This window comes from Streptomyces sp. NPDC041796 (genome assembly GCF_055590785.1).
Genome location: NZ_JBVJAH010000010.1, coordinates 1 through 21,561, shown reverse-complemented (window position 1 = coordinate 21,561; position 21,561 = coordinate 1). Strand labels below are relative to the sequence as shown.

Sequence of the window (21,561 nt, the reverse complement as noted above, 5' to 3'; positions counted from 1 at the left end):
AACAGCCGCCCAAATCCGAAGGACATTCCTATACTTCGCTGAAGCGGCCACATTCGTGGGGGGAGTGGCACAGTGCAGCAGCAGCAACGCGCGCCCGCGCCCGCGCCGGTCGCGGGCCGGGCGACAGGTGACCGGGCGGCAGGAGACCGGGCGACAGGTGACCGGTCGACCGGGGAGAGGCCGACCGGGGACGCGACGACGGATGTCCGCTCCGGCGCGCCACCGCCCGCCCGGTCCCCGCACTGGCCCTGGCAGACGGCGCTCAGCTGCCTGCCGCTGCTGCTCGCCGCCGTCCTGTGGGTGTACGCGCTGCCACGCACCGGGTTCCGCGCCATCGGGGACTACGGGCTGCTCGACCGGTTCCCGGTGGCGTACTACGCCGCGCTCGCCGTCCTGACGGCCGGGTTCCTCGTCACCCTGCGCCGCGCCGGGACGGCGCCCTGGTGGCCGGCGGCCTACTGCGTGACGATGCTGGTGGCGCTCAAGGCCCCGCCCGCGGTCCTGTACGACTCGGTCCGGTACGCGTGGGCGGCCAAGCACGACGAAGTGATCACCCGGCTGCTGGCCGAGGGCACGGTCCACCCGTACACCGAACTGTCGGGCGGGATGTCGGCGTACGACCAGTGGCCGGGGTTCTTCTCGCTCAACGCCGCGTTGGTACGGGCCTTCGGCGTGGAGGCGGCCGCCTCGTACATCAACTGGGCGCCGGTGGCCCTCGGCGCCCTGACCCTGCCCGTGCTGCTGCTGATCTACCGCACCTTCACCGATGACTGGCGGCTGGTGTGGACCGGGGTGTGGATCTTCCAGCTCGCCAACTGGGTGGGCCAGGACTACCTCTCCCCGCAGGGCTTCTCCTACCTGCTGTACCTGACCGTCCTCGCCGTCGTGCTGCGGCACTTCGTGCGGCCGGGGTCGGCCGGGCGGCTGCGCGACCGGGCGTGGCTCGATCCGGCGGCGGCCACCGTCCCGCCGCCCACCGGGGCCCGGCAGCGCGCGGTCTGCGTGCTGGTCCTCGTCCCGCTCATCGCGGCCATCAACGCGTCCCACCAGCTCACGCCCGTGATGCTGTGCGCCACGCTGTTCGCGCTCTGCCTCACCCGCCGCTATCGCAACATCGGGCTGCTCGTTGTCAGCGGCGCCATCATGATCGTCTGGGACCTGACGATGGGCAGGGTGCTGTTCCTTGAGACGCTGAGCACGCTCCGCGACTCCGCCGGCGATTTGCTGAGCAACTCCCGCGCGGGATACGCCGGTGAGCCGACCGGACCGGGTCCCGAGCTGGTCGGCGCCGCCAACATCCTCATGGTGCTGGCCCTCGCCGCGCTCGCCGGTACGGCGGTGGTGCTGCGCCGCAGGCTGGTCCGCAGCGCCCTGCCCCTGCTGCTGGCCGCCGCCGCGCCCGTACCGATGTTCGCCGTCAACGACTACGGCGGCGAAATGCTCTTCCGGGTCTATCTGTTCGGCCTCCCCGGTACGGCCTTCTTCGCCGCCGCCGCGCTGGTCCCGGCGGCCGGCGCCGCGGGACGGGCCTCCCGGGTCGCCCGGCGCGTCACGGCCGTCGCCCTGCCCGTCACGCTGACGGCCCTTCTCGCCGGATTCCTTCCGTCGTACTACGGCAAGGAGGGCATGCACTACGCGCCGCCCGCCGAGGTGGCGCTGGTGAAGCGGGCCTACGACCGGGCTCCGGCCGGTTCGCTGATCCTGGCCACGACGGGGTCGTTCCCGGGCGCGTACATCCGCTACGACCAGTACGAACGCTGGTTCTTCACGGAACAGGAAGTGCCCGAGAACCTGAAGATGCTCAAGGACCCGGCGGGCTACCTGGCGCGCGGCATCCCCGAGGGGCGGCGGGCGTTCGTGATCCTCACCCCGACGCAGGAGGAGGCCGTGATCGGGGAGGGCTACCTTCCGCCCGGTGGCTTCGACGACCTGACGGCCGACCTCAAGGCCTCGCCGCTCTTCCGCGTGGTGGAGGACAGCGAGTACGGGATCGTCCTTGAGTACGGCCAGAACAGGCAGAGGTGACGGGGGAGATCGCCATGCAGCCCGACCGCGCACGACCCGACCGCACGCTCTCCGCTGCGGCCCAGCCGGACCGCACCCCTCCAGCCCCGACCCGGCGAGGCCATGCCCTGCCGAACGCGACCGCGCCGGACGCGACCCGGTCGGCCCCGACTTCACCGGACGCGACCGCGCAGGGCGCGAACTTCCCGGACGTGACTCGACCGGCCCCGACTTCACCGGACGCGGGCTCCCCGGACGGGACCGTGCCAGCTCCCACTTCGCCGGACGCGACCGCGCCCGAACCGGGCTCCCCAGACGGGGCCGCGCCCGACCCGGGCTCCCCGGACGTGACCCGGCACCGGACTCCGCCGGCCCCGTCTTCCCCAGACGCGACAGCGCCGGCCCCGACTTCCCCGGACGGGACCGCTTCAGCCCCGCACTACCCGGACGCGACCGCCCCGGCCCCGACCGCCCCGGCCCCGACCGCCCCGGTCCCGGGCTCCCCGGGCGGGACCGCGCCGGGTGCGCACTCGCGGGCCGGGGCCTCGGCGAACCCGGACCGGCCCGGTCATGGCTCGCCGGACCCGAGCTCGTCGGGCCGTGTGCGTCTGAGGCGGACCGGGCTCAGAACCGGCCTCGCCGCCTCCGGGTGGGTCGCGCTCGCCGCCACCGCGCTGCCCGGCGGCTCGCCGCTGCGCTGGATCCCCGTCCTGGTCTTCGTCGCCCTCGGGCCCGGCCTCGCACTGCTCCACCCGCAGCCCGCGGGGCTCCGGCCGGGGGCGAGGCTGGAGGCGCTGGCGCTGGCCGCGCCGGTCAGCCTGTCGTTGGCCGCGCTCACCGCGACCTCGCTGTTCCTGGTGGAGGGGTTCACCACGACCGTGTTCCTCGTAGCGCTGGCCGCGTTCGTCACGGTCGCCGCCGCTCTGCCGGGTGTGCCGCTGCCGGCGGCGACGCGCGGCGCGGCCGGACCGCCCAGGACCGGTGGGGGAGACGGATGAGGGGGCCTCGCACCGGTGGGTCGCGGGCGGGTACGTACATGGCGCTGGTGCTCGCCGTGGTCGGGGCGCTGCTCGTGGGGCTCGGTGTGTGGGTGGCCTCCCGGCCCGACGACCGTGGTGGCGACCTGCCGCGCGACGCCGCCTCCGGTGACGTACCGAAGGGCCCGTGCGCGCCGACTGCGTCACTGGAGCCCCCGTGCGGGGCTTGGTGGGGCGCTTACGTGCCGTACGCGGCCAACGGCTCCCTCAAGGACGCGGTCCTGACGTTCGAGCGGAAGATCGGCCGCAGGCTCGACCTCGTCTACAACTACCACGACATGTCGAACACGGAGCTCGACGGCCGGCTCCTCACCCCCGACGAGCAGGAACTGGGCCGTGACCGGCTGCTGATGCTGGCCTGGGAGTCCACCGTCTGGACCGAGCCCCACCACGCCAACTGGACCGAGCGGCAGCTCGGCTGGAAGAACATCGCCTCCGGCGCGTACGACGAGGAGATCATCGATCCGCAGGCCCGCCGCATCAAGGCGTACGGGAAGCGCGTCTTCTTCTCCTTCGACCAGGAGACCGACTTCCGCATCAAGGAGGGCGCGGGGACCCCGGCCGAGTTCGTCGCCGCCTGGCGCCACATTCACGACCGGTTCGAGGAACTGGGCGTGGACAACGTGGTGTGGGTGTGGACCGTGTCCGGGTACCTGGGCCACGCCGAGCAGATGAAGCGGCTGTACCCGGGCGACGACTACGTCGACTGGATCGGCATGGACCAGTACAACTACTACCTCTGCCACAAGTCGACCGACTGGCTGGACTTCGAGCGCAGCCAGCGCCCGTCCTACGACTGGCTGCGGGCCCACGTCTCCGCCGGCAAGCCCCTGATGCTGGCCGAGTTCGCCACCGCCCCCGACCCCCGTCAGCCGGAGCGCCAGCGCGACTGGTACGCGAAGATCCCCGAGGTCGCGCCGACCCTGCCCCGGGTCAAGGCGATGGTCCACTGGAACCGTCCCGTGCCGGGCGAGGGCTGTGACCTGACCGTCAACGACGGGCCGGGGCTGGAGGGTTACCGCCTGGCCGGGCAGGCCGACTACTTCAGACAGCCCGTCCCGCCCCGCTAGCGGCGGCCATCCGCCTCACCAGCTCGCCTCACCCGCTCGCCTCACCCTCCCGCCCCACCCCGCCGCCAGGCCGTCGCCAGGGCGGTGACGGCCGCCGCCCCGCAGCCCAGGAACACGGGCAGTGCCACCGCCGCGAACGCGCCCTGCGCCGCCCACCCGGTCACCGCCAGCACCCACACGACGCCCGCCACGACCCGCCCGGCCACCCCGGCCGCCCGCAGCGCCACCGCCGCCAGGGCCAGGCACAGCACCTGGAGCAGCAGCGGCAGCGCGGTGAGGACGGCGTCCCGCGCGGCAGGACCGGGCAGCCCCACCACCTCGGTGGCGAGCCGCGCCAGCGCCGACGTCCCCGGACCGGCCGCCGCCTCCGGGGCGATGCCGACCAGCGGCGGGGCCGAGTGCAGGGCGGCGACCGTCACCAGCAGGGCCGCGCCGGTCAGGGCGGGCCGCAGCCGCTCCAGGGAGACGGCCGCGCAGTACACGACGACCAGCAGGATGCCCGCCGTGACGGTGACCGGCGGCAGCACCTCCAGCAGTTCGGCGCCCGACAGCCGCTCCCGGGTCACGTCCCGGGCACCGGCCAGCGGCACCCAGAACAGCCCGGCGGCGAGCGCCAGCAGCAGCCACAGCCACCGGGCGAGCCACCGCTCGCCCCCGCCCCCCTCGGCGGGCCCGGGCTCCCGCACGTACACCGGCAGTCCGAACGCGGGCGTCGCCGTGTCGTGCCCGCCCCGCAGATAGCCGGCACCCGGGTAGCCGCCCCGCGACTGCTCCCGTTCCGCCGCCTCGCGCGCCCAGCTCGTGCCGTACTCCGGTGCCCGGGACCGCCGCCGCACGAACGGCTTCGGTTCCCGGCCCAGCAGCGCTCCGCGCAGCCCGGGTGCCGACACCAGTGCCATCACCACCATCGACAACAGCATCGCGAGCCCCGCGCCCGCGATGCCCGCCGGGCCCATCAGCACGGCCGCGCTGCCGAGCACCAGCGCGCACATGGCGCCCTGCACGAGGGCGAGCACGCCGGTGCGGCCCTGGACCCGCAGCACGCCGATGTACAGCTCGACCGCGACGCGCGGCAGGGCGGCGGCCGCCAGCAGCCGCAGCACGAGCGTGCCGTTCTCGGCGTACGCGGGCCCGAACGGTGTGAGGATCCGCGGGGCGAAGACCACCAGTACCAGCACCACCGGCACCAGCAGCAACGCCATCCGGCGCAGGGCGCCGCGTACGCCCTCGGCGAGGCTGTCGGGGCTGTGCGAGGCGTGGGCGGTGAGTGAGGAGGCCATGTTGATGGCCATGAACTCCATGGTTCCGCCGACCGTGTACGCGGTGTAGAACCACCCGTTGTGGGCGGCGTCGAAACGGACCGCGACCATCACCGGCAGCAGGTTGATCATCGCCAGGCTGAACAGCGCGCCGACCGAGTCACCGGCGAGGAACCGCCCCATCTCCCGTGCGGTGGGCGGCTCGCGGTGGCGGTCGGCGGTGGCCTGGCGCGGGATGAGCCGGCGGAAGACCAACCAGCCCAGCGGCAGGACCGACAGGGCGATGGCGAGGGCCCATGAGACGAAGATCCCGAGGGCGGGGAGCGCGGTGGCGAAGATGACCAGGAACAGCAGTTTGCCGATGGAGAAGACGGCGTTGCCGACCGGCACCCACACCGCCTTGCGCAAGCCGGTCAGCACCCCGTCCTGGAGGGTGAGCAGCGCCCACGCCACGCACGCGACGGTGAAGAACGCCCCGGCGGCCGGACCGCGCAGTGGCGCGTACGACGGCCCCCACAGGTCCAGCGTGCACAGGAACGCCACACTGGCCACGGCCACCACCAGCGAGCTCACCGTGTACGCGCGCCACACCAGGGGCCCCGTGGCCCGTCCCGCGCGCGGTACGTACCGGACCACGGCGCCGATCATGGTGGTGGCGGTGATGGAGGAGAGCAGCCGCATGGCCGCGATGGCGGCGGAGCCCTGCCCGACGGCCTCCTCGGTGTAGTAGCGGGCGGCGACCAGCCAGAAGCCGAGGCCGAGCGCGGCGGAGACGCCGGTGGAGAGCATCAGGGCGTAGGCGTTGCGGAACATCGAGTCGCCGCCCGGGCGCCCGCTCCGGGCGGCGCCGTCCGGTCCGGTCGGCTCGGTGCCCCGCCGGACCGCCGTGTCAGTCACCGTGCGGGGCGGCGGGCCGGGCACCCGAGGCGCGCAGGACGTCGAGGACCAGGTCCGCCCGGAGCGGGTCGGCGGGCAGCGCGTGCCGGGCGAACCAGCGGGCCGGGCCGGGGCGGGGCGACGCACGCGTGAAGGGCTCGCCCGCGTAGTCGTCCAGCGGCGGGTCGTACAGGTACCCGGTGGTGACGCGCGCCCGGGCGAGGGCGGCGATGGCCGCGTCACGGTCGGCGACCAGCAGCGGGACGCGGAACAGCGGCTGGGCGGGGCCTTGGTGGGGGGACCAGGGGGAGGCGAGGAGCTTCTCCGTACCGGCGCGGTGCGCCGCCAGCGTCGCGTCGAGGCGCTCCAGGAGCCGCCGTGTGCGCCGGAGCCGCGCCGGGCCGGGCGTGAGCCGGTAGTCGTGCAGGTCGACCCGCACCCAGGAGTGGAACGGTACGAGTCCGGGGGCGCCGGCCGTCGCGGCCTTCAGCTCGCCGGGGCGCAGCGGCATCCGGATCTCCTCGCGTTCCGCCGTGCCCAGCAGGCGCATCCCGGCGCGCGCGGCCCTGACCAGGCGCAGGTGCCGTACGGCGGCCTCGGCGTAGGGTCGGGCGGCGTAGGCGAGTTCGGCACCGACGCGGGAGGGGTGCAGCAACTCGTCACGGGCTCCGGCCAGTTCCTTGGCGACCCCCGCGTCCCGTACCGCGAGGAAGCCGCCGGTCTTGGCGCCGGTGTGCTTGGAGAGGCTGAAGACCGACGCGTCGCCGTACGTGCCGACGGGCCGGCCGCCGACCTCGCTGCCGATGGCGTGCGCCGCGTCCTCCAGGAGCGGGATGCCCAGTTCGGCGCATCTGGCCGCCAGTTCCGGCGCGGGGTCGGGGTTTCCGTACAGGTTGGTGGTGAGGACGGCCGACAGGCCGCGCCAGACGTCGTCGGGGACGGCCGACGCGTCGATCGACGCGTCCAGGGGTCTGAGCGGCGCCTGGACCGGGCGCAGGCCGGCGGCGAGGACGACGAAGAAGATGACGTCGTCGTTGACGGGTGACATCAGAACCCTGCCGCCGGGCGGGCACCAGTGGCGCAGGGCCACGTACAGCCCGAGCCGGCAGGACGGCACGTACAGGCACTCTCTGCCGAGGCGCCCGCGCATCAGCTCTTCCAGAGCGGCGTACCCCATGTGATCCCCCCTGAGCCCCGGCCAATGTCGCCCAATTGGGACGACCCCGTCAAGAAGGCGGAAGGGACGGCGGAAGGGCCCATCCCTTGACGGAACGGGCCCTTCCTCCAGGCGTGTGCACGGCCGGTCACTCGTCCAGGGTGAGACCCTTGCGGAGTTTGCCCAGGGTGCGGGAGAGCAGACGGGAGACATGCATCTGCGAGATGTTGAGCTCCTCGCCGATCTCCGACTGCGTGAGTCCGGCGACGAAGCGCAGGGAGAGGATCTTGCGGTCGCGCGCCGGAAGCGAGGCGATCAGCGGCTTGAGGGACTCGATGTACTCGATGCCTTCGAGCCCGTGGTCCTCGTAGCCGATGCGGTCCGCCAGCGCGCCCTCGCTGTCGTCCTCCTCGGGCTGGGCGTCGAGCGAGCTGGCGGTGTAGGCGTTGCTCGCCGCCATGCCCTCGACGACCTCTTCCTTGGTGATCCCGAGCTTCTCGGCGAGCTCGGCCACGGTGGGCGAGCGGTCGAGCTGCTGGGCCAGTTCGTCCCCGGCCTTGGCGAGGTCGAGGCGGAGTTCCTGGAGCCGGCGCGGGACGCGGACGGACCAGGAGGTGTCGCGGAAGAAGCGCTTGATCTCTCCGACGATGGTTGGCATCGCGAAGGTGGGGAACTCGACCCCTCGACTGAGTTCGAAGCGGTCGATGGCCTTGATGAGACCGATGGTGCCGACCTGGATGATGTCCTCCATCGGCTCGCTGCGGGAGCGGAACCGGGAGGCGGCGAACTTGACCAGGGCGAGGTTGAGTTCAACCAGCGTGTTGCGGACGTACGCGTACTCGTGCGTCCCTTCCTCGAGGGTCTCGAGGCGCGCGAAGAGCGTCTTGGACAGGGCTCTCGCGTCGAGCGGTTCGACTTCGTCGTACCGGGGGATGTCGGGCAGGCCGAGAGGTTCGGTCTCGAGCTGCTCGACGTCGTCGATCTGGTGGGGCGGAGTTGCCGACGGCGCGTGGGGGGTACGCGTTTCGTCGAGCCGGGGTGACATGGTCTCCTCCATCGTTCTCGGCATATGGCCGCCGATGCCCAAAGAATGTGGCTGCGGTGTGCGGCGCCTCCAAAGCCGGCCGTGTTGGTTGTGTCCCTACTAGCCCTACCCGCTTCACACGGATCGTTGCAAGTGTCAATTGTCCCATATGGCCGGCTTGTGGTTAAGTCTCGACTACCGGCCGCCGTTCAGAAGGCGTAGGGTTCTACCGACTCAACGGCATCGGCGAAGAGGGACGGAATGGACCGCGGGACGGTCGGCAGCGCGAATCAGGGCCGACTCAAGGTCGGGGTCCGGACGGAAGGCCGCAGCGAGGTTGTCACGCCGGCGGGTGAGCTCGATCACCACACCGCCGAGTTGCTGCGCGAGCCGCTGGACGCCGCGCTCGAACAGGGCCGCACACGCCTGGTGATCGACTGCTCGCAGCTTGCGTTCTGCGACTCCACCGGGCTCAATGTGCTGCTCGGGGCCCGCCTGAAGGCGGAGGCCGCGGGCGGAGGGGTGCACCTCGCGGGGATGCAGCCCGTCGTGGCCAGGGTGTTCGAGATCACTGGCGCGGAGGCGGTATTCACCGTCCACGACTCATTGGAAGCGGCACTCGCCGACTGAAGCGACAAAGCGGGTGTTGTCCTGGATCGGCCGGGCAGAAGAACCCCGCGGCAACTGTACGGAGGGGCTCCACACTCTCTGTGACGGCCATGTGGCTGCCCTGTGACGACGTAATGGCGACTTGGTGAATTCGGTGAGGTGAAGCGCTGATGGGTACCACCCAGCAGCATCCGCCGAGCGATCTCGGCCCCCAGCCGGACGGTTCCGGTCTCGGTGCCGGTGCCTCGGTCCCGGCTTCCTCCATCGCGTCCACCACGCCGGAGGTGAGGTCCGACATGTCAGGTGCGGCGGGCGGGGCGGGTCCCGGGGCCACGCCCGTGGGGCGCCGGACGCGGCGGCTCTCGCTGGGCAGTGCCAGCGGGATCGTTCCGCTCGCCCGGGACTTCACACGGCAGGCGCTGTACGACTGGGGCTGGCTCCCGGCTGCCACCGCCGACCGGCGGGCCGCCGCGGAGGACGTCCTCCTCGTCGTGTCCGAGCTCGTCACCAACGCGTGTCTGCACGCCGAGGGTCCCGAGGAGCTGCGTGTCTCCCTCGACGCGAAGGTGCTGCGGCTGGAGGTGGAGGACCGGGGCTCCGGTCAGCCCGCGCCGCGCACCCCGCACCGGGCCGGGCGGCCCGGTGGGCACGGCATGTTCATCGTCCAGCGCCTCTGCCTGGACTGGGGGGTGGCCCGGTCCGCCGGTATGCCCGGCAAGACGGTCTGGGCGGAACTGGCGGCGCCCGCTTAGCGCACGCGGATTTCCCCACTGATTGTGGAGCACGGCGATACGCCGTGCTCTTTGTCTTCCCTCCCCGAGGTCACGGGCGTACCTTGAGCGCCGATCTGATGAGCCGTCAGACAATGGGGTGATCTCGAGGTGTCGTACCAGAAGCGGACAACTCCGGCGCTGGCGGCGGCCGTCGCGGGCGCGATGGTCCTGATGGCCGCCCCCGCCTCCCACGCCACCGTGGTGGACGTCGACTACGCGTGCCGGACGCCGATCGGGCCCAAGGGGGCCGTGTCGCCGATCGACATCACGAGCGTCAGGAGCGGCAGCGGCTACAAGCTCACCATGACGTTCCGCAAGGGCGTCTCCTCCAGCCCGGTCGAGCTGGGCAAGGGCGCCATGAACCCGAGTGCGGTCATCAAGGTCGGCGGCGCGGACAGCGGGACGCTCACCGTCTCCGGACCGGCCAACACCGAGGCGATCCCGGCCAACACCCCCATCAAAATCAGCGACTTGACGGGTACGTACACCCCGCGCAAGAGCGGCAAGGTCACCTTCACCGCGGGAGTCCTGACCATCAAGGCGCTCGGTACGACCACCACCTGCACGCCCAAGAACAACCCCAAGCCGTCACTGGAACTGAGCGTCACGGCCCCCGGCTCCGGAACGGGCTCCGGCTCCGGAACGGGGTCCGGCATGGGCTCCGGCTCCGGTTCCGGATCCGGTTCGGCGCCCTCGGGCAGCGGCGAACTGCCCCGGACCGGACCGCTTGACTCGGCGGTCGCGCTTGGCACCCTCGGCGGCACGGTCCTGCTCACTGGCGCGGCCGGGGTGCTGTGGCTGACCCGCCGGACCCGCCGGGCGTGACCCCGTGCGCGCCCGGGCCGTGGCCGCCGCACTCACCGCCCTGCTGTGCGCCGGGGCGGTGACCTCCGCCGGCCCCGCGACGGCGGAGGGCCGGCCGTACCTCTACCTGGAGGGCGCGCCCGGCACCGTGCTCGAGGACACCCTGACGCTGACCAACCCGGGCAGGCGGCCGCTCACCCTGCGGCTGCGCGCCACCGCCCCCTGGGTCACCTTCGCCGCGAACCCGGTGACCGTGCCGCCCCGCACCCGCGCCGACGTGCCGTTCTCGGTCACCGTCCCGCCGGACGCCCCGCCCGGCGACCACGCGGGCGCCCTGCACGCCGGGGACGACGTCTCCGTGCCGGTACGGCTGCGGGTGGGCGGCCCACGGCTGGCGGCGCTCACCGTCGAGGACGTCCGGATCACGGACGGAACCATCCGCTACGCGCTGGTCAACCGAGGCAACACCGTCCTGGCGCCGCGTCTCGCGGTGCGCGCGGAGGGGCTGTTCGGCGAGGTGCTGCGCCGCGCGGAGCGTCCGCTGCGGCTGGAACTGCGGCCGGGCCGGCGGGTCGAGCTCAGCGAGCCGTGGCCCGGCCGGGACCGCCCCGCCCTGGACCGGGTCACCGTCCGGCTCGACGCCACGGGGGCGGACGGCGCACGGGCCGGGGCGGCGGCCACGAGGACGTTCGGCGCGTGGTGGGCGGCGGCCGTCCCGGTCACGGCGGCGTCGGCGGCGGGCGCGGTGATCTGGGTACGGCGCCGGGGGCGCGGGGCGAGGGGAGCGGAAGCGTGAGGGCGTACCGGTGGGTGGCGGCGGCCGTGCTGGTGGTGTGCGCGCTCGTCGGGCTTCCGGCGCCGGGCGGGGCCGCCGCCGAGAACCGCCCCGAGGTCACGCTCTCCCGCCCCGAGACGGCCAGGGGTACCGAGATCGCGGTGGAGGGCACGGGCTGGCGCCCCAAGACGCTGCTGATGCTCCTGGTGTGCGGCGAGGCTGTGCCCGATCAGGGCCCGGCGAGCGGCACCAACTCGTGCGCCAATGCCGCCGGGCGCACCGTCACCACCGACACGAGCGGCCGCTTCACCAGGACGCTGCCGGTCGTCGCGCCGCCCAGGCCCTGCCCGTGCGCGGTCCATGTGGCGACCGTGACCGGCGACCGGGCCATGGCCGACGCCCCGCTGAGGATCACCGGGCACCCGGTCGCCCCCCTGCCGGAACCGGCGGGCGACGGCAGGCTCGCCGTGCTGGCGGCGACCCGGCTCGAAGGGTCCAGCGGCGTCCTCGTGTGGTTCGGCGCCCCGGCCCGGCGCCGCCTCGTCCTCACCGTCGGCAACCTCGGCACGGCACCGCTCAAGGACCCCGTGTTCCAGGTCGGCACCGCGCACGGCGTGTTCGCCCCGCAGTGGGAGGAGCGGCAGTGGCGCGGCACCGTCCAGCCGGGTCGCAAGGCGCTGGTGGAGTTGCCGGTCCAGCTCGCGGCGGGCGCGCACGGCGATTACCAGGTGTCGGTGAAGTACGGCGGCAAGGTCCTGGCCGAGCAGCCCTGGCGGGTGGGACGGCCGTGGGGCGTGACGCTCTTCCGGGTGCTGCTCGCCGTGGTCGTCCCGGCGGCACTGTTCCGCGCCGGAATGGCGCTCGTGGACCGCGTACGCCCCCGTCGCCCCAGGCGCCACCGTGCCGCCGCCCCCGTGCCGGCCCCCGCCACCACGGTGGTCCTCCCGTGGTTCACCCCGGACTCCGCACCGTCAGAGAACCGACCGACGACGAAGGGACATTCGTGAGCAGGCAACGGAGGATGAGCGCGGCGGGCGTCGCGCTGATGCTCGGCGGCGCGGGGATCCTGCTGGCCGCGGGATCCGCGCAGGCGGCCGAGGTGGCGTACAGCACGGAGTGCATCCCGCCGCCCATCTCGGGCCTGCCACCGGTGCAGGGCACCACCAGGGTGCAGATCACCGCACCGGCGGAGGCGAAGGTCGGCGACGAGGTGGAGGTGGTGTGGAAGACGGTCGAGGCCGCGTCCAGGAACCCCGACGTCCTGGACCTGGAGAAGGACACCGTCAAGCCGACGGGCACGCTGAAGGTCGCGGGCGCCCAGACCGCCGACCTGGCGATGGAGGGCCCGCGGCAGAACCCGCCGATCCCCAAGAACAGCCCGATGGTCCTGCCGGACATGAAGGGCAGGCTGAAGCTGACGGCGCCGGGTGAGATCACGCTGGCGCCGGGGGCCTACACCATCAACGTCTCCAAGCCGCTGTCCACGGACACCAAGTGCACGCCGAAGGAGACGGTGCGGCCCGCCGCGACGATCAAGGTCACGGCGGGCGGCGGGGGCACGACGGGCGGTACGACCACGTCCGGTGGGACGACGACGTCGGGCGGTACGACCTCCGGTGGGACGACGACGTCCGGCGGTACGACCTCGTCCGGCGGTACGACCTCCGGCGGCACGACCACGACGGGCGGTACGACCGGCGGTGGTGGGGGCGGGACCGACTTCGAGGGCAAGGAGGTCTCCGTCGCGTACGCCTGCAAGACGCCCATCGGCGACAAGAACGCGACATCCCCGGTGAAGATCAACGCCAGGAGGAACGGCGGGACCTTCGACCTCACCGTGAAGTTCTCCAAGTCCGTGATGGACAGCCCCGCCGACATCCCCAAGGACTCCGTCAAGCCGTCCATGGAGGTCGGGCTGGGCGGCGCGGACAAGGGCTTCGTGCATGTCGAGGGCCTCACCAACAAGGAGCCGATCAAGGCGGGCCGGCCGATCGCGATCCCCGACCTCACCGGCACCTACAAGCCCGGCGCCACCGGCAGGGCGACGCTCAGCCCCGGCGTCCTCACCGTCAAGGCGCTCGGTACGACGACCACCTGCACCCCGCCCCCGAACGTCCAGGTCTCCCTGGAGCTCGACACCTCCGCCCAGCCGGGCGGCGCCTCGGGCGGGTCAACGGCAGCCGGCTCCACCGCGGGCGGGTCCTCGACGTCCGGCGGCGGCCTCGCCGACACGGGCGCCGAGGACGCCGGCGCGCTGCGCGCCCTCGCGCTGGTCGCCGGTACGGCGATCCTGCTGGGCGGCGCGGTGTTCACGTTCATGCCGTGGCGGCGCTCGGCGCGCTGACGGTACGGCGAAGGGCCGCCGCCCGGACGTGTCCGGTGCGGCGGCCCTTCGTACCGTACGGCTGCCTACTTCACGTCGCCCATCAGGGCGCGGATCTTCTTGCCGGCCGTCATGAAGGCCAGACCGGCGGCGACGGCGATGACGGCCCACAGGGTGTAGTACATCGCGTCACCCAGCGGCGCGTTGAGCTTCGTGGTCCAGCCGTTCAGGGCGTTGCCCGTCGCGGTGGCCAGGAACCACAGACCCATGATCTGGCCCACGAACTGCTTCGGTGCCAGCTTCGTGGACAGGGACAGACCGACCGGCGACAGGCACATCTCGCCGAGGGTCTGCACCAGGTAGACGCTCAGCAGCCAGAAGACGGTGACCTTGCCCGTGTCGCTGTTCGCGGCGGCGGCGCCGGCCAGGCCCATGATGCCGAAGGAGCCACCGATGAGGAGCATCGCCAGGGCGAACTTCATCGGGGTGCTGGGCTCACGGTTGCGCTGCGCCAGCTTGACCCACAGCGCGGCGAAGACCGGAGCCAGGACGATCACCATGGCCGGGTTCACGGACTGGTACCAGGACGCCGGGAACTCCCAGCCGCCGATCATGCGGTCGGTCTTGCCGTCCGCGAAGATCGTCAGCAGCGAGCCGGACTGGTCGTAGATCATCCAGAACAGCACGGCGGTGGCGAAGAACCAGGCGAAGGCCTGGATCTTCGGCTTGTCCGCGCTCGTCAGAGCCGGGTTCCGGTACATCGTCACGAAGTAGACGATCGGCACGACGATGCCGAGGACGGCCAGCACGTTGACGATGTGCTCGATGTCGTACGTGCCGAGCGCGATGTCCAGGAGCAGCGCGGCGACGGCGATGCCGCCCCACAGCGCGACCTTGCGCAGCGCGGAGCGCTTCTCCTCCGGCGAGGCCGGGGTGCCGGGCTGCTTGCCGACGTCACCGAGGTGGCGGCCGCCCAGGACGTACTGGATGACGGCGAGGGTCATACCGATACCGGCGACACCGAAGCCGAGGTGCCAGTTGACGTGCTCGCCGAGGTAGCCGACGACCAGCGGGGCGGCCATGCCGCCGATGTTGATCGCCATGTAGAAGAGCGTGAACCCGGCATCGCGGCGGGCGCTGGGCTGACCCTCGTAGAGTCCGCCGACCATCGCGGAGATGTTCGGCTTCAGCAGGCCGGTGCCGATCGCGATCAGGCCGAGGCCGCAGAAGAACGCGATGTCCGCGGGGATCGCCAGGGTGAAGTGACCCAGGGCGATGACGATGCCACCGACCAGTACGGCCTTGCGGGCACCCCAGAGGCGGTCCGCGACCCAGCCGCCGGGCATGGCGGCCATGTACACGACCGCGTTGTACACACCGTAGATCGAGGCGGCCAGGGCTTGCCGGCCCTCCAGAGGTCCGTCGAGGACACCCGCGATCAGGTAGAGGACGAGGATGCCGCGCATTCCGTACCAGGAGAAGCGCTCCCACATCTCCGTCATGAAGAGCGTGGCCATACCCCGGGGGTGGCCGAAGAAGGTCTTACCGCCGGTAGGTGCTCCGGCGGTGTCCTTCGTCAGGCTGGACGCCATGGTCGATCCTTGCTTGCTCGGGACGCGCCGCGCTTTGTGAGCGTTCACGCGCCCGGTGGGGGGGCGGCCGGCACCGGCACGGGGGTCCCGTCCCATCCCCACGCCCACAGGGATCCGCCCCCGTACGGCGTACGGAGGCGGGGGACAGGCCGCACCGGGATCCACGCCCCGGCGGCGACAACGCGCCACGGGGCCCGGCCCACAGGTCATTCACTGTCGCGAGACCGGCCGGGCCGGCCTCACGCAGAAAGAGACCCTTGGCGCGTAGTGGGCCAAAGGTCCCCAGATAGTGCATCAGGCGTCTCGCCACCATACGACACGACAGAGCGGCATATGGAAGGACTTGAGAGATGGATCACAGGTGTCGCGGGAACTGCCCGCCCTGTTTCGAAGGTCATCCCCAGGATGGCACCCCATACTCGCAAGGTGTGCCGATCATCGTGCGATCCCCCGGCGGGGCTTGTCCGGTGCGGACTACCATCACCCCATGACCCGTGTACTGCTCGCCGAGGACGACGCATCCATCTCGGAACCGCTGGCCCGCGCCCTGCGGCGGGAGGGTTACGAGGTCGAGGTGCGGGAGGACGGGCCCAGTGCGCTCGACGCCGGACTGCAGGGCCACGTGGACCTGGTCGTCCTGGACCTCGGGCTGCCCGGCATGGACGGGCTCGAAGTGGCCCGGCGGCTGCGGTCCGACGGGCTGACGGTGCCGATCCTGGTGCTGACGGCCCGCGCCGACGAGGTCGACACCGTTGTCGGGCTCGACGCGGGCGCCGACGACTACGTCACCAAGCCGTTCCGGCTCGCCGAGCTGCTCGCCCGTGTCCGGGCCCTGCTCCGGCGTGGCGCGAGCGAGCCCGCCCCGGCCCCGGCGACGCACGGTGTGCGCATCGACGTCGAGTCCCACCGGGCGTGGATGGGCGACGAGGAGCTGCAGCTCACCGCCAAGGAATTCGACCTGCTGCGCGTCCTCGTCCGGGACGCCGGCCGGGTCGTCACCCGTGACCAGCTCATGCGCGAGGTGTGGGACACCACCTGGTGGTCGTCCACCAAGACCCTCGACATGCACATCTCCTGGCTGCGCAAGAAGCTCGGCGACGACGCCGCCAACCCCCGCTACATCGCCACGGTCCGCGGCGTGGGCTTCCGCTTCGAGAAGAGCTAGCGAAGAGCCAGGGACGAGCCAGGAAAGAGCCAGGTACGCACCGTGCGCCGCCGACTGATCAACTCCACGCTCGCGGTGGTCCTCGTCGTCATCGCCGTCTTCGGGGTCTCCCTCGTGATCGTCGAGACGCGCACCATCAGCAGCAGCGCCCAGGAGAGCGTGGACTCCGAGGCCGTCCGGCTCGTCAGCATCGTCGAGTCGAGGCTCGTCGGCGGTGAGCCCGTCAACCCGGACATCCTCGCCCAGCAGAGCGGCGCCAAGCGGTACGCCCTGATCGAGATCCCCGGCCGGCCCCCCATCGAGATCGGCTCCCGCCCCGACGGCAGCGTCATCCGGGGCACCGCCGACGGCAAGCGCGGCGAGCAGGTGACCGTCGAGGAGTCACGCTCCACCATCGCCGCCGAGGTGGGCCGCACGTTGCTGATCATCGGTGCGGTGGCGCTGCTCGCCGTGATCGCCGCGGTCCTCCTCGCCGTACGCCAGGCGAACCGCCTCGCCTCGCCGCTCACCGACCTCGCCGAGACCGCCGAACGGCTCGGCTCGGGCGACCCCAGGCCCCGCCACAAGCGCTACGGGGTGCCCGAGCTGGACCGGGTGGCCGACGTCCTCGACGCCTCGGCCGAGCGGATCGCCCGGATGCTCACCGCCGAACGGCGGCTGGCCGCCGACGCCTCGCACCAGCTGCGTACGCCGCTGACCGCGCTGTCCATGCGGCTGGAGGAGATCGCCGAAACCGACGACCCCGCCACCGTGAAGGAGGAGGCGCACATCGCGCTCACCCAGGTCGAGCGGCTCACCGACGTCGTCCAGCGGCTGCTCACCAACTCGCGCGACCCCCGTACCGGCTCGGCGATCGCCTTCGACCTCGACGAGGTGGTCAAGCAGCAGATCGAGGAGTGGCGGCCCGCCTACCGCAGCGCGGGGCGGGCGATCGTCCGGTCCGGCAAGGTCGGCATGCGGGCCGTCGGCACCCCCGGAGCGGTCGCCCAGGTGCTGGCGGCGCTGATCGAGAACTCGCTGATGCACGGGGGTGGCACGGTCGCCCTCCGCACCCGGGTCACCGGCAACCAGGCCGTCGTGGAGGTCACCGACGAGGGCCCGGGCGTACCGCCGGACCTGGGGGCGCGGATCTTCGAGCGGACCATCAGCGGCCGCAATTCCACCGGGATCGGCCTCGCCGTCGCCCGTGACCTGGCCGAGGCGGACGGCGGGCGTCTGGAACTGCTCCAGCAGCAGCCGCCGGTCTTCGCGCTGTTCCTCAGCCGCGAGGTGCGCAGCCGCAAGGACAAGGCCTCGCACGAGCCCCCGACGATCCGCTGAGCAGCGCTCGCCCTAGCGGCGCGGGGCGACCGGCTCCCCGGCCGGCTCGGACTCGTGCCGCCGCTGTTCCAGGAACGATTCGGCGGTCTGCACGGCCTCGCGGGCCGGCAGCGTGCGGAAGACCCAGGTGCGGTACGACCAGAAGCGGAACAAGGTGGCCACACCGATGCCGAAGAACTTGAAGAAGTTGTTCTGCAGCGGGCTGTCCCAGCCGAAGCCGTACGTCGCGGTGTACAGCACACCGTTCTCGATGACCAGCCCCACCAGGCTGAACAGCAGGAAGAGCGTCAGCTCCTTCGTCCGCCCGCTCTTGTCGCGGTCCCGGTACGTGAAGTAGCGGAAGCCCACGTAGTTGAACGCGATGGCGACGACCGTGGCGAGCAGGCTGGCCCGGACGACCGGGAGCTCCGTGGTGTGGCGCACCAGGTTGAAGACCGCCATGTTGACCAGCAGCCCGAGACCGCCGACGAGACCGAATTTGGCGATCTCGCGGACGAGCTGGTCCAGCCGCACCCGCAGTGCGCCTCGTTCACTCATGGTGATCTTTCAGCCCCGTCCGGTCGAGTGCGTCAACCAAGCCATGCTAACCACCCGCCCATGAGCCCGCGCGGGGACGGAGAAAGCCCGGCCGCCGGGGCCGGATACCCTAAGAGGGTGACGTTCCCGGTAGTAGGCATGGTGGGCGGCGGTCAGCTCGCCCGAATGACCCACGAGGCGGGCATCCCCCTCGGTATCAAGTTCAAGCTCCTCAGCGACTCCCCCCAGGACTCCGCGGCCCAGGTGGTGAGCGATGTCGTCATCGGCGACTACCGCGACCTGGACACGCTGCGTGAGTTCGCACGCGGTTGCGACGTGATCACGTTCGATCACGAGCACGTCCCCACGGAGCACCTGCGGGCCCTGGAGGCGGACGGCATCCCCGTCCGGCCGGGGCCCGACGCATTGGTGCACGCCCAGGACAAGGGCGTGATGCGGGCCAGGCTCGACGAGATCGGCGCCCCGTGCCCCAGGCACCGCATCGTGACGGACCCGGCCGACGCGGCGGCGTTCGCCGCCGAGACCGGAGGGTTCCCGATCATCCTCAAGACGGTGCGCGGCGGGTACGACGGCAAGGGCGTGTGGTTCGTCCGCTCCGAGGACGAGGCCCGCGACCCGTTCCTGGCGGGCGTGCCGGTCCTGGCGGAGGAGAAGGTCGACTTCGTTCGCGAGCTGGCGGCCAACATCGTCCGCTCGCCGCACGGGCAGGCCGTGGCGTACCCCGTCGTCGAATCGCGTCAGGTCGACGGCGTCTGCGACACGGTGATCGCCCCCGCGCCCGACCTGTCGCCCGAGCTGGCGGGCCAGGCGCAGGAGCTGGCGCTCCGCATCGCCCAGGAACTGGACGTCGTCGGCCACCTCGCCGTCGAGCTGTTCGAGACCCGCGACGGCCGCATCCTCGTCAACGAGCTGGCGATGCGCCCCCACAACTCCGGCCACTGGACCCAGGACGGCGCGGTCACCTCGCAGTTCGCCAACCATGTACGCGCCGTTCTCGACCTGCCGCTCGGCGACCCCCGCCCGCGCGCACCGTGGACCGTCATGTGCAACGTGCTGGGCGGTGACTACCCCGACATGTACCAGGCCTACCTGCATTGCATGGCCCGCGACCCCCAGCTGAAGATCCATATGTACGGCAAGGACGTGAAGCCCGGCCGCAAGGTGGGGCACGTCAACACCTACGGCGACGACCTCGACGACGTGCTGGACCGCGCGCGTCACGCCGCCGGCTACCTGCGAGGAACGATCGTTGAGTAACCCGATGGACACCCCGCTCGTCGGCATCGTCATGGGCTCCGACTCCGACTGGCCCGTCATGGAGGCCGCCGCCGGGGCCCTCGACGAGTTCGAGATCCCGTACGAGGTCGATGTCGTCTCCGCGCACCGCATGCCGCGCGAGATGATCGCGTACGGGGAGCACGCCGCCGACCGCGGCCTGAAGGCGATCATCGCGGGCGCCGGCGGTGCCGCGCACCTGCCGGGCATGCTCGCCTCGGTCACCCCGCTGCCGGTCATCGGCGTGCCCGTGCCGCTGAAGTACCTGGACGGCATGGACTCGCTGCTCTCCATCGTCCAGATGCCCGCGGGCGTCCCGGTGGCCACGGTCTCCGTGGGCGGGGCGCGCAACGCGGGCCTGCTGGCCGCGCGCATCCTGGCCACCTCCGACCCGGACCTCCTCTCCCGGATGAGCGAGTTCCAGCAGGAGCTCAACGACCAGGCGACGGAGAAGGGCAAGAGGCTGCGGGCGAAGGTCGAGGGTTCGGCGTCGTTCGGTTTCGCCAAGTGACGGCCGGCCGTTTCCGGGACGAGGCGCGCGCTCTGCTCGCCTCGTACCCCGTGGTCGACGGCCACAACGACCTTCCGTGGGCGCTGCGTGAGAACGCCGGCTACGACCTGGACCGCCTGGACATCGGGGCGGACCAGACGGGCCGGCTCCACACCGACATCCCCCGGCTGCGGGCGGGCGGGGTCGGCGCCCAGTTCTGGTCGGTGTACGTACGCACCGGCATGGCCGGCGACGACGCGGTCAGCGCGACGCTGGAACAGATCGACTGCGTCGACCGGCTGCTCGCCCGCCATCCGGCGGACCTGGCGCCCGCGCTGACCGCCGACGACATGGAGGCGGCGCGGGCCTCGGGGCGCATCGCGTCGCTCAAGGGTGCCGAGGGCGGCCACTCCATCAACAACTCGATGGCCACCCTGCGCGCCCTGTACGCACTCGGGGTCCGCTACATGACGCTGACCCACAACGACAACGTCCCCTGGGCCGACTCGGCCACGGACGAGCCGGGCGTCGGCGGCCTGTCCGCCTTCGGCCGCGAGGTCGTACGGGAGATGAACCGGCTCGGCATGCTGGTGGACCTCTCGCACGTGGCCGACACGACCATGCGCGACGCCCTCGCCACGTCCGAAGCCCCGGTGATCTTCTCGCACTCCTCCTCCCGGGCGGTGTGCGACCACCCCAGGAACATCCCGGACGACGTGCTGGCCCTGCTGCCCGCCAACGGGGGTGTCGCCATGGCCACCTTCGTACCCAAGTTCGTCCTCCCGGCGGCCGTCGAATGGACCCGGCGGGCCGACGAGAACATGCGGGCGCACGGCTTGCACCACCTGGACACCACTCCGGAGGCGATGCGCGTCCACGCGGCCTTCGAAGCGGCGAACCCCCGCCCCGCCGCCACGGCCGCCACGGTCGCGGACCACCTCGACCACATGCGGGAAGTCGCGGGCATTGCCCACATCGGCATCGGCGGCGACTTCGACGGCACGGCGTTCACGCCCTCGGACCTGTCGGACGTCTCGGCGTACCCGAACCTGGTCGCCGAGCTCCTCCACCGTGGCTGGTCGCGCGCCGACGTGGCCAAGCTCACCTGGCAGAACGCGGTCCGGGTGCTCCGCGACGCGGAAGCCGTCTCCCGTTCCCTGTCCGCCCGCGCGCCTTCCACCGCCACGCTCACCGCCCTGGACGGCTGACCGCCCGGTGCGGCGGGCCGGCGGCCCTTGGGTCTCTGCGGTGCGGCGCCCGCCGGCGCGGTGCGGTGCCTGCCGGTGGGTGGGGGTGTGGCCCCTCCGGGCTCACCTCCTCGGCGCCGGCGGCCTTGGGTCACGAGCAAGGTGGCCCGCATAGGCCGCCAACGCCTGCGGGGGCGACCCTGCACGGCCGCACCCCGGTCGTACGCCGGGTGCGGGCGCGCTTTTCGTCGACCACGGCGAGGAGGGGCCGTGCAGGGTCGCCCC

Annotated in this window: 19 protein-coding genes; 14 read left to right on the top strand and 5 right to left on the bottom strand. The window is 72.3% G+C overall.

Features of this window, described 5'->3' with window-relative positions:
• The first annotated feature begins 72 nt into the window (after window positions 1-72).
• The 3 genes from ACZ6C1_RS21090 to ACZ6C1_RS21080 all read left to right on the top strand — a co-directional run bounded on the left by ACZ6C1_RS21090 (window position 73) and on the right by ACZ6C1_RS21080 (window position 4,111).
• The gene (locus ACZ6C1_RS21090) at window positions 73-2,025 is read left to right on the top strand and encodes a hypothetical protein (protein ID WP_469242663.1); all 1,953 of its coding nucleotides are present in this window, start codon (window positions 73-75) and stop codon (window positions 2,023-2,025) included.
• A 581-nt stretch (window positions 2,026-2,606) separates the two neighbouring features.
• Window positions 2,607-3,002 (top strand): hypothetical protein, encoded by a 396-nt coding sequence (locus ACZ6C1_RS21085; RefSeq protein WP_469242662.1) that lies wholly within the window; start codon window positions 2,607-2,609, stop codon window positions 3,000-3,002.
• Window positions 2,999-4,111, top strand: coding sequence for a glycoside hydrolase family 26 protein (locus ACZ6C1_RS21080; RefSeq protein WP_469242661.1), 1,113 nt, complete (start codon window positions 2,999-3,001; stop codon window positions 4,109-4,111). The genes ACZ6C1_RS21085 and ACZ6C1_RS21080 overlap by 4 nt, the downstream gene beginning before the upstream one ends.
• Before the next feature lie 41 nt (window positions 4,112-4,152).
• Here ACZ6C1_RS21080 and ACZ6C1_RS21075 read toward each other — a convergent pair whose 3' ends face one another.
• The 3 genes from ACZ6C1_RS21075 to ACZ6C1_RS21065 all read right to left on the bottom strand — a co-directional run bounded on the left by ACZ6C1_RS21075 (window position 4,153) and on the right by ACZ6C1_RS21065 (window position 8,447).
• Window positions 4,153-6,267, bottom strand: a complete 2,115-nt coding sequence (locus ACZ6C1_RS21075; protein ID WP_469242660.1) for a lipopolysaccharide biosynthesis protein — start codon at window positions 6,265-6,267, stop codon at window positions 4,153-4,155.
• Complete coding sequence (locus tag ACZ6C1_RS21070) at window positions 6,260-7,396, bottom strand: DegT/DnrJ/EryC1/StrS family aminotransferase (protein WP_469242984.1); 1,137 nt, start codon at window positions 7,394-7,396, stop codon at window positions 6,260-6,262. The genes ACZ6C1_RS21075 and ACZ6C1_RS21070 overlap by 8 nt, the downstream gene beginning before the upstream one ends.
• A gap of 154 nt (window positions 7,397-7,550) precedes the next feature.
• The gene (locus ACZ6C1_RS21065) at window positions 7,551-8,447 is read right to left on the bottom strand and encodes an RNA polymerase sigma factor SigF (RefSeq protein WP_469242983.1); all 897 of its coding nucleotides are present in this window, start codon (window positions 8,445-8,447) and stop codon (window positions 7,551-7,553) included.
• 240 nt (window positions 8,448-8,687) lie between these two features.
• Between ACZ6C1_RS21065 and ACZ6C1_RS21060 the strand changes: the two genes are divergently transcribed.
• From ACZ6C1_RS21060 to ACZ6C1_RS21035, 6 genes are all read left to right on the top strand, one after another.
• Window positions 8,688-9,056, top strand: a complete 369-nt coding sequence (locus ACZ6C1_RS21060; protein WP_469242659.1) for an STAS domain-containing protein — start codon at window positions 8,688-8,690, stop codon at window positions 9,054-9,056.
• Between the two features lie 149 nt (window positions 9,057-9,205).
• Window positions 9,206-9,787 (top strand): ATP-binding protein, encoded by a 582-nt coding sequence (locus tag ACZ6C1_RS21055; RefSeq protein ID WP_469242658.1) that lies wholly within the window; start codon window positions 9,206-9,208, stop codon window positions 9,785-9,787.
• Window positions 9,788-9,916: 129 nt separating this feature from the next.
• Window positions 9,917-10,633 carry a peptidase gene (locus ACZ6C1_RS21050; RefSeq protein ID WP_469242657.1) on the top strand — a complete coding sequence of 239 codons (717 nt, stop codon included), beginning with the start codon at window positions 9,917-9,919 and terminating at the stop codon, window positions 10,631-10,633.
• Between the two features lie 4 nt (window positions 10,634-10,637).
• Entirely contained in the window at window positions 10,638-11,408 is a 771-nt protein-coding gene (locus ACZ6C1_RS21045) for a COG1470 family protein (protein WP_469242656.1), read from the top strand.
• A complete protein-coding gene (locus ACZ6C1_RS21040) occupies window positions 11,405-12,394 on the top strand; it encodes a hypothetical protein (protein WP_469242655.1) in 990 nt (329 codons plus the stop codon). Before ACZ6C1_RS21045 ends, ACZ6C1_RS21040 begins: the two co-directional genes overlap by 4 nt.
• Before the next feature lie 14 nt (window positions 12,395-12,408).
• The gene (locus ACZ6C1_RS21035) at window positions 12,409-13,731 is read left to right on the top strand and encodes a hypothetical protein (RefSeq protein WP_469242982.1); all 1,323 of its coding nucleotides are present in this window, start codon (window positions 12,409-12,411) and stop codon (window positions 13,729-13,731) included.
• A gap of 65 nt (window positions 13,732-13,796) precedes the next feature.
• Here the strand turns inward: ACZ6C1_RS21035 and ACZ6C1_RS21030 are convergent, their stop codons facing one another.
• Complete coding sequence (locus ACZ6C1_RS21030) at window positions 13,797-15,302, bottom strand: peptide MFS transporter (protein ID WP_469242654.1); 1,506 nt, start codon at window positions 15,300-15,302, stop codon at window positions 13,797-13,799.
• Between the two features lie 487 nt (window positions 15,303-15,789).
• On the opposite strand from ACZ6C1_RS21030, the gene ACZ6C1_RS21025 reads away from it, so the two are divergent.
• A complete protein-coding gene (locus ACZ6C1_RS21025; protein WP_351812876.1) occupies window positions 15,790-16,467 on the top strand; it encodes a response regulator transcription factor in 678 nt (225 codons plus the stop codon).
• 42 nt (window positions 16,468-16,509) lie between these two features.
• A complete protein-coding gene (locus tag ACZ6C1_RS21020; protein ID WP_469242653.1) occupies window positions 16,510-17,787 on the top strand; it encodes an ATP-binding protein in 1,278 nt (425 codons plus the stop codon).
• Between the two features lie 12 nt (window positions 17,788-17,799).
• Here the strand turns inward: ACZ6C1_RS21020 and ACZ6C1_RS21015 are convergent, their stop codons facing one another.
• A complete protein-coding gene (locus tag ACZ6C1_RS21015) occupies window positions 17,800-18,324 on the bottom strand; it encodes a GtrA family protein (protein WP_469242652.1) in 525 nt (174 codons plus the stop codon).
• Between the two features lie 60 nt (window positions 18,325-18,384).
• Here ACZ6C1_RS21015 and ACZ6C1_RS21010 point away from each other — a divergent pair, with 60 nt between their 5' ends.
• The 3 genes from ACZ6C1_RS21010 to ACZ6C1_RS21000 are packed head-to-tail and all read left to right on the top strand — an operon-like array spanning window position 18,385 to window position 21,297.
• Window positions 18,385-19,581 carry a 5-(carboxyamino)imidazole ribonucleotide synthase gene (locus ACZ6C1_RS21010; protein ID WP_469242651.1) on the top strand — a complete coding sequence of 399 codons (1,197 nt, stop codon included), beginning with the start codon at window positions 18,385-18,387 and terminating at the stop codon, window positions 19,579-19,581.
• Window positions 19,582-19,585: 4 nt separating this feature from the next.
• Window positions 19,586-20,110: a 5-(carboxyamino)imidazole ribonucleotide mutase gene (gene purE, locus ACZ6C1_RS21005; RefSeq protein WP_469242981.1), complete on the top strand. Its 525-nt coding sequence runs from the start codon at window positions 19,586-19,588 to the stop codon at window positions 20,108-20,110.
• Window positions 20,107-21,297, top strand: a complete 1,191-nt coding sequence (locus ACZ6C1_RS21000; protein WP_469242650.1) for a dipeptidase — start codon at window positions 20,107-20,109, stop codon at window positions 21,295-21,297. The genes purE and ACZ6C1_RS21000 overlap by 4 nt, the downstream gene beginning before the upstream one ends.
• The last annotated feature ends 264 nt before the right edge of the window (window positions 21,298-21,561 follow it).

What these genes read in the sequence shown, in the direction of transcription:
- ACZ6C1_RS21065 (WP_469242983.1), bottom strand. Translation starts at nt 8,447, where the DNA reads ATGTCACCCCGGCTCGACGAAACGCGTACCCCCCACGCGCCGTCGGCA.
- ACZ6C1_RS21060 (WP_469242659.1), top strand. Translation starts at nt 8,688, where the DNA reads ATGGACCGCGGGACGGTCGGCAGCGCGAATCAGGGCCGACTCAAGGTC.
- ACZ6C1_RS21080 (WP_469242661.1), top strand. Translation starts at nt 2,999, where the DNA reads ATGAGGGGGCCTCGCACCGGTGGGTCGCGGGCGGGTACGTACATGGCG.
- ACZ6C1_RS21035 (WP_469242982.1), top strand. Translation starts at nt 12,409, where the DNA reads ATGAGCGCGGCGGGCGTCGCGCTGATGCTCGGCGGCGCGGGGATCCTG.
- purE (WP_469242981.1), top strand. Translation starts at nt 19,586, where the DNA reads ATGGACACCCCGCTCGTCGGCATCGTCATGGGCTCCGACTCCGACTGG.
- ACZ6C1_RS21025 (WP_351812876.1), top strand. Translation starts at nt 15,790, where the DNA reads ATGACCCGTGTACTGCTCGCCGAGGACGACGCATCCATCTCGGAACCG.
- ACZ6C1_RS21070 (WP_469242984.1), bottom strand. Translation starts at nt 7,396, where the DNA reads ATGCGCGGGCGCCTCGGCAGAGAGTGCCTGTACGTGCCGTCCTGCCGG.
- ACZ6C1_RS21055 (WP_469242658.1), top strand. Translation starts at nt 9,206, where the DNA reads ATGGGTACCACCCAGCAGCATCCGCCGAGCGATCTCGGCCCCCAGCCG.
- ACZ6C1_RS21010 (WP_469242651.1), top strand. Translation starts at nt 18,385, where the DNA reads ATGAGCCCGCGCGGGGACGGAGAAAGCCCGGCCGCCGGGGCCGGATAC.
- ACZ6C1_RS21015 (WP_469242652.1), bottom strand. Translation starts at nt 18,324, where the DNA reads ATGAGTGAACGAGGCGCACTGCGGGTGCGGCTGGACCAGCTCGTCCGC.
- ACZ6C1_RS21030 (WP_469242654.1), bottom strand. Translation starts at nt 15,302, where the DNA reads ATGGCGTCCAGCCTGACGAAGGACACCGCCGGAGCACCTACCGGCGGT.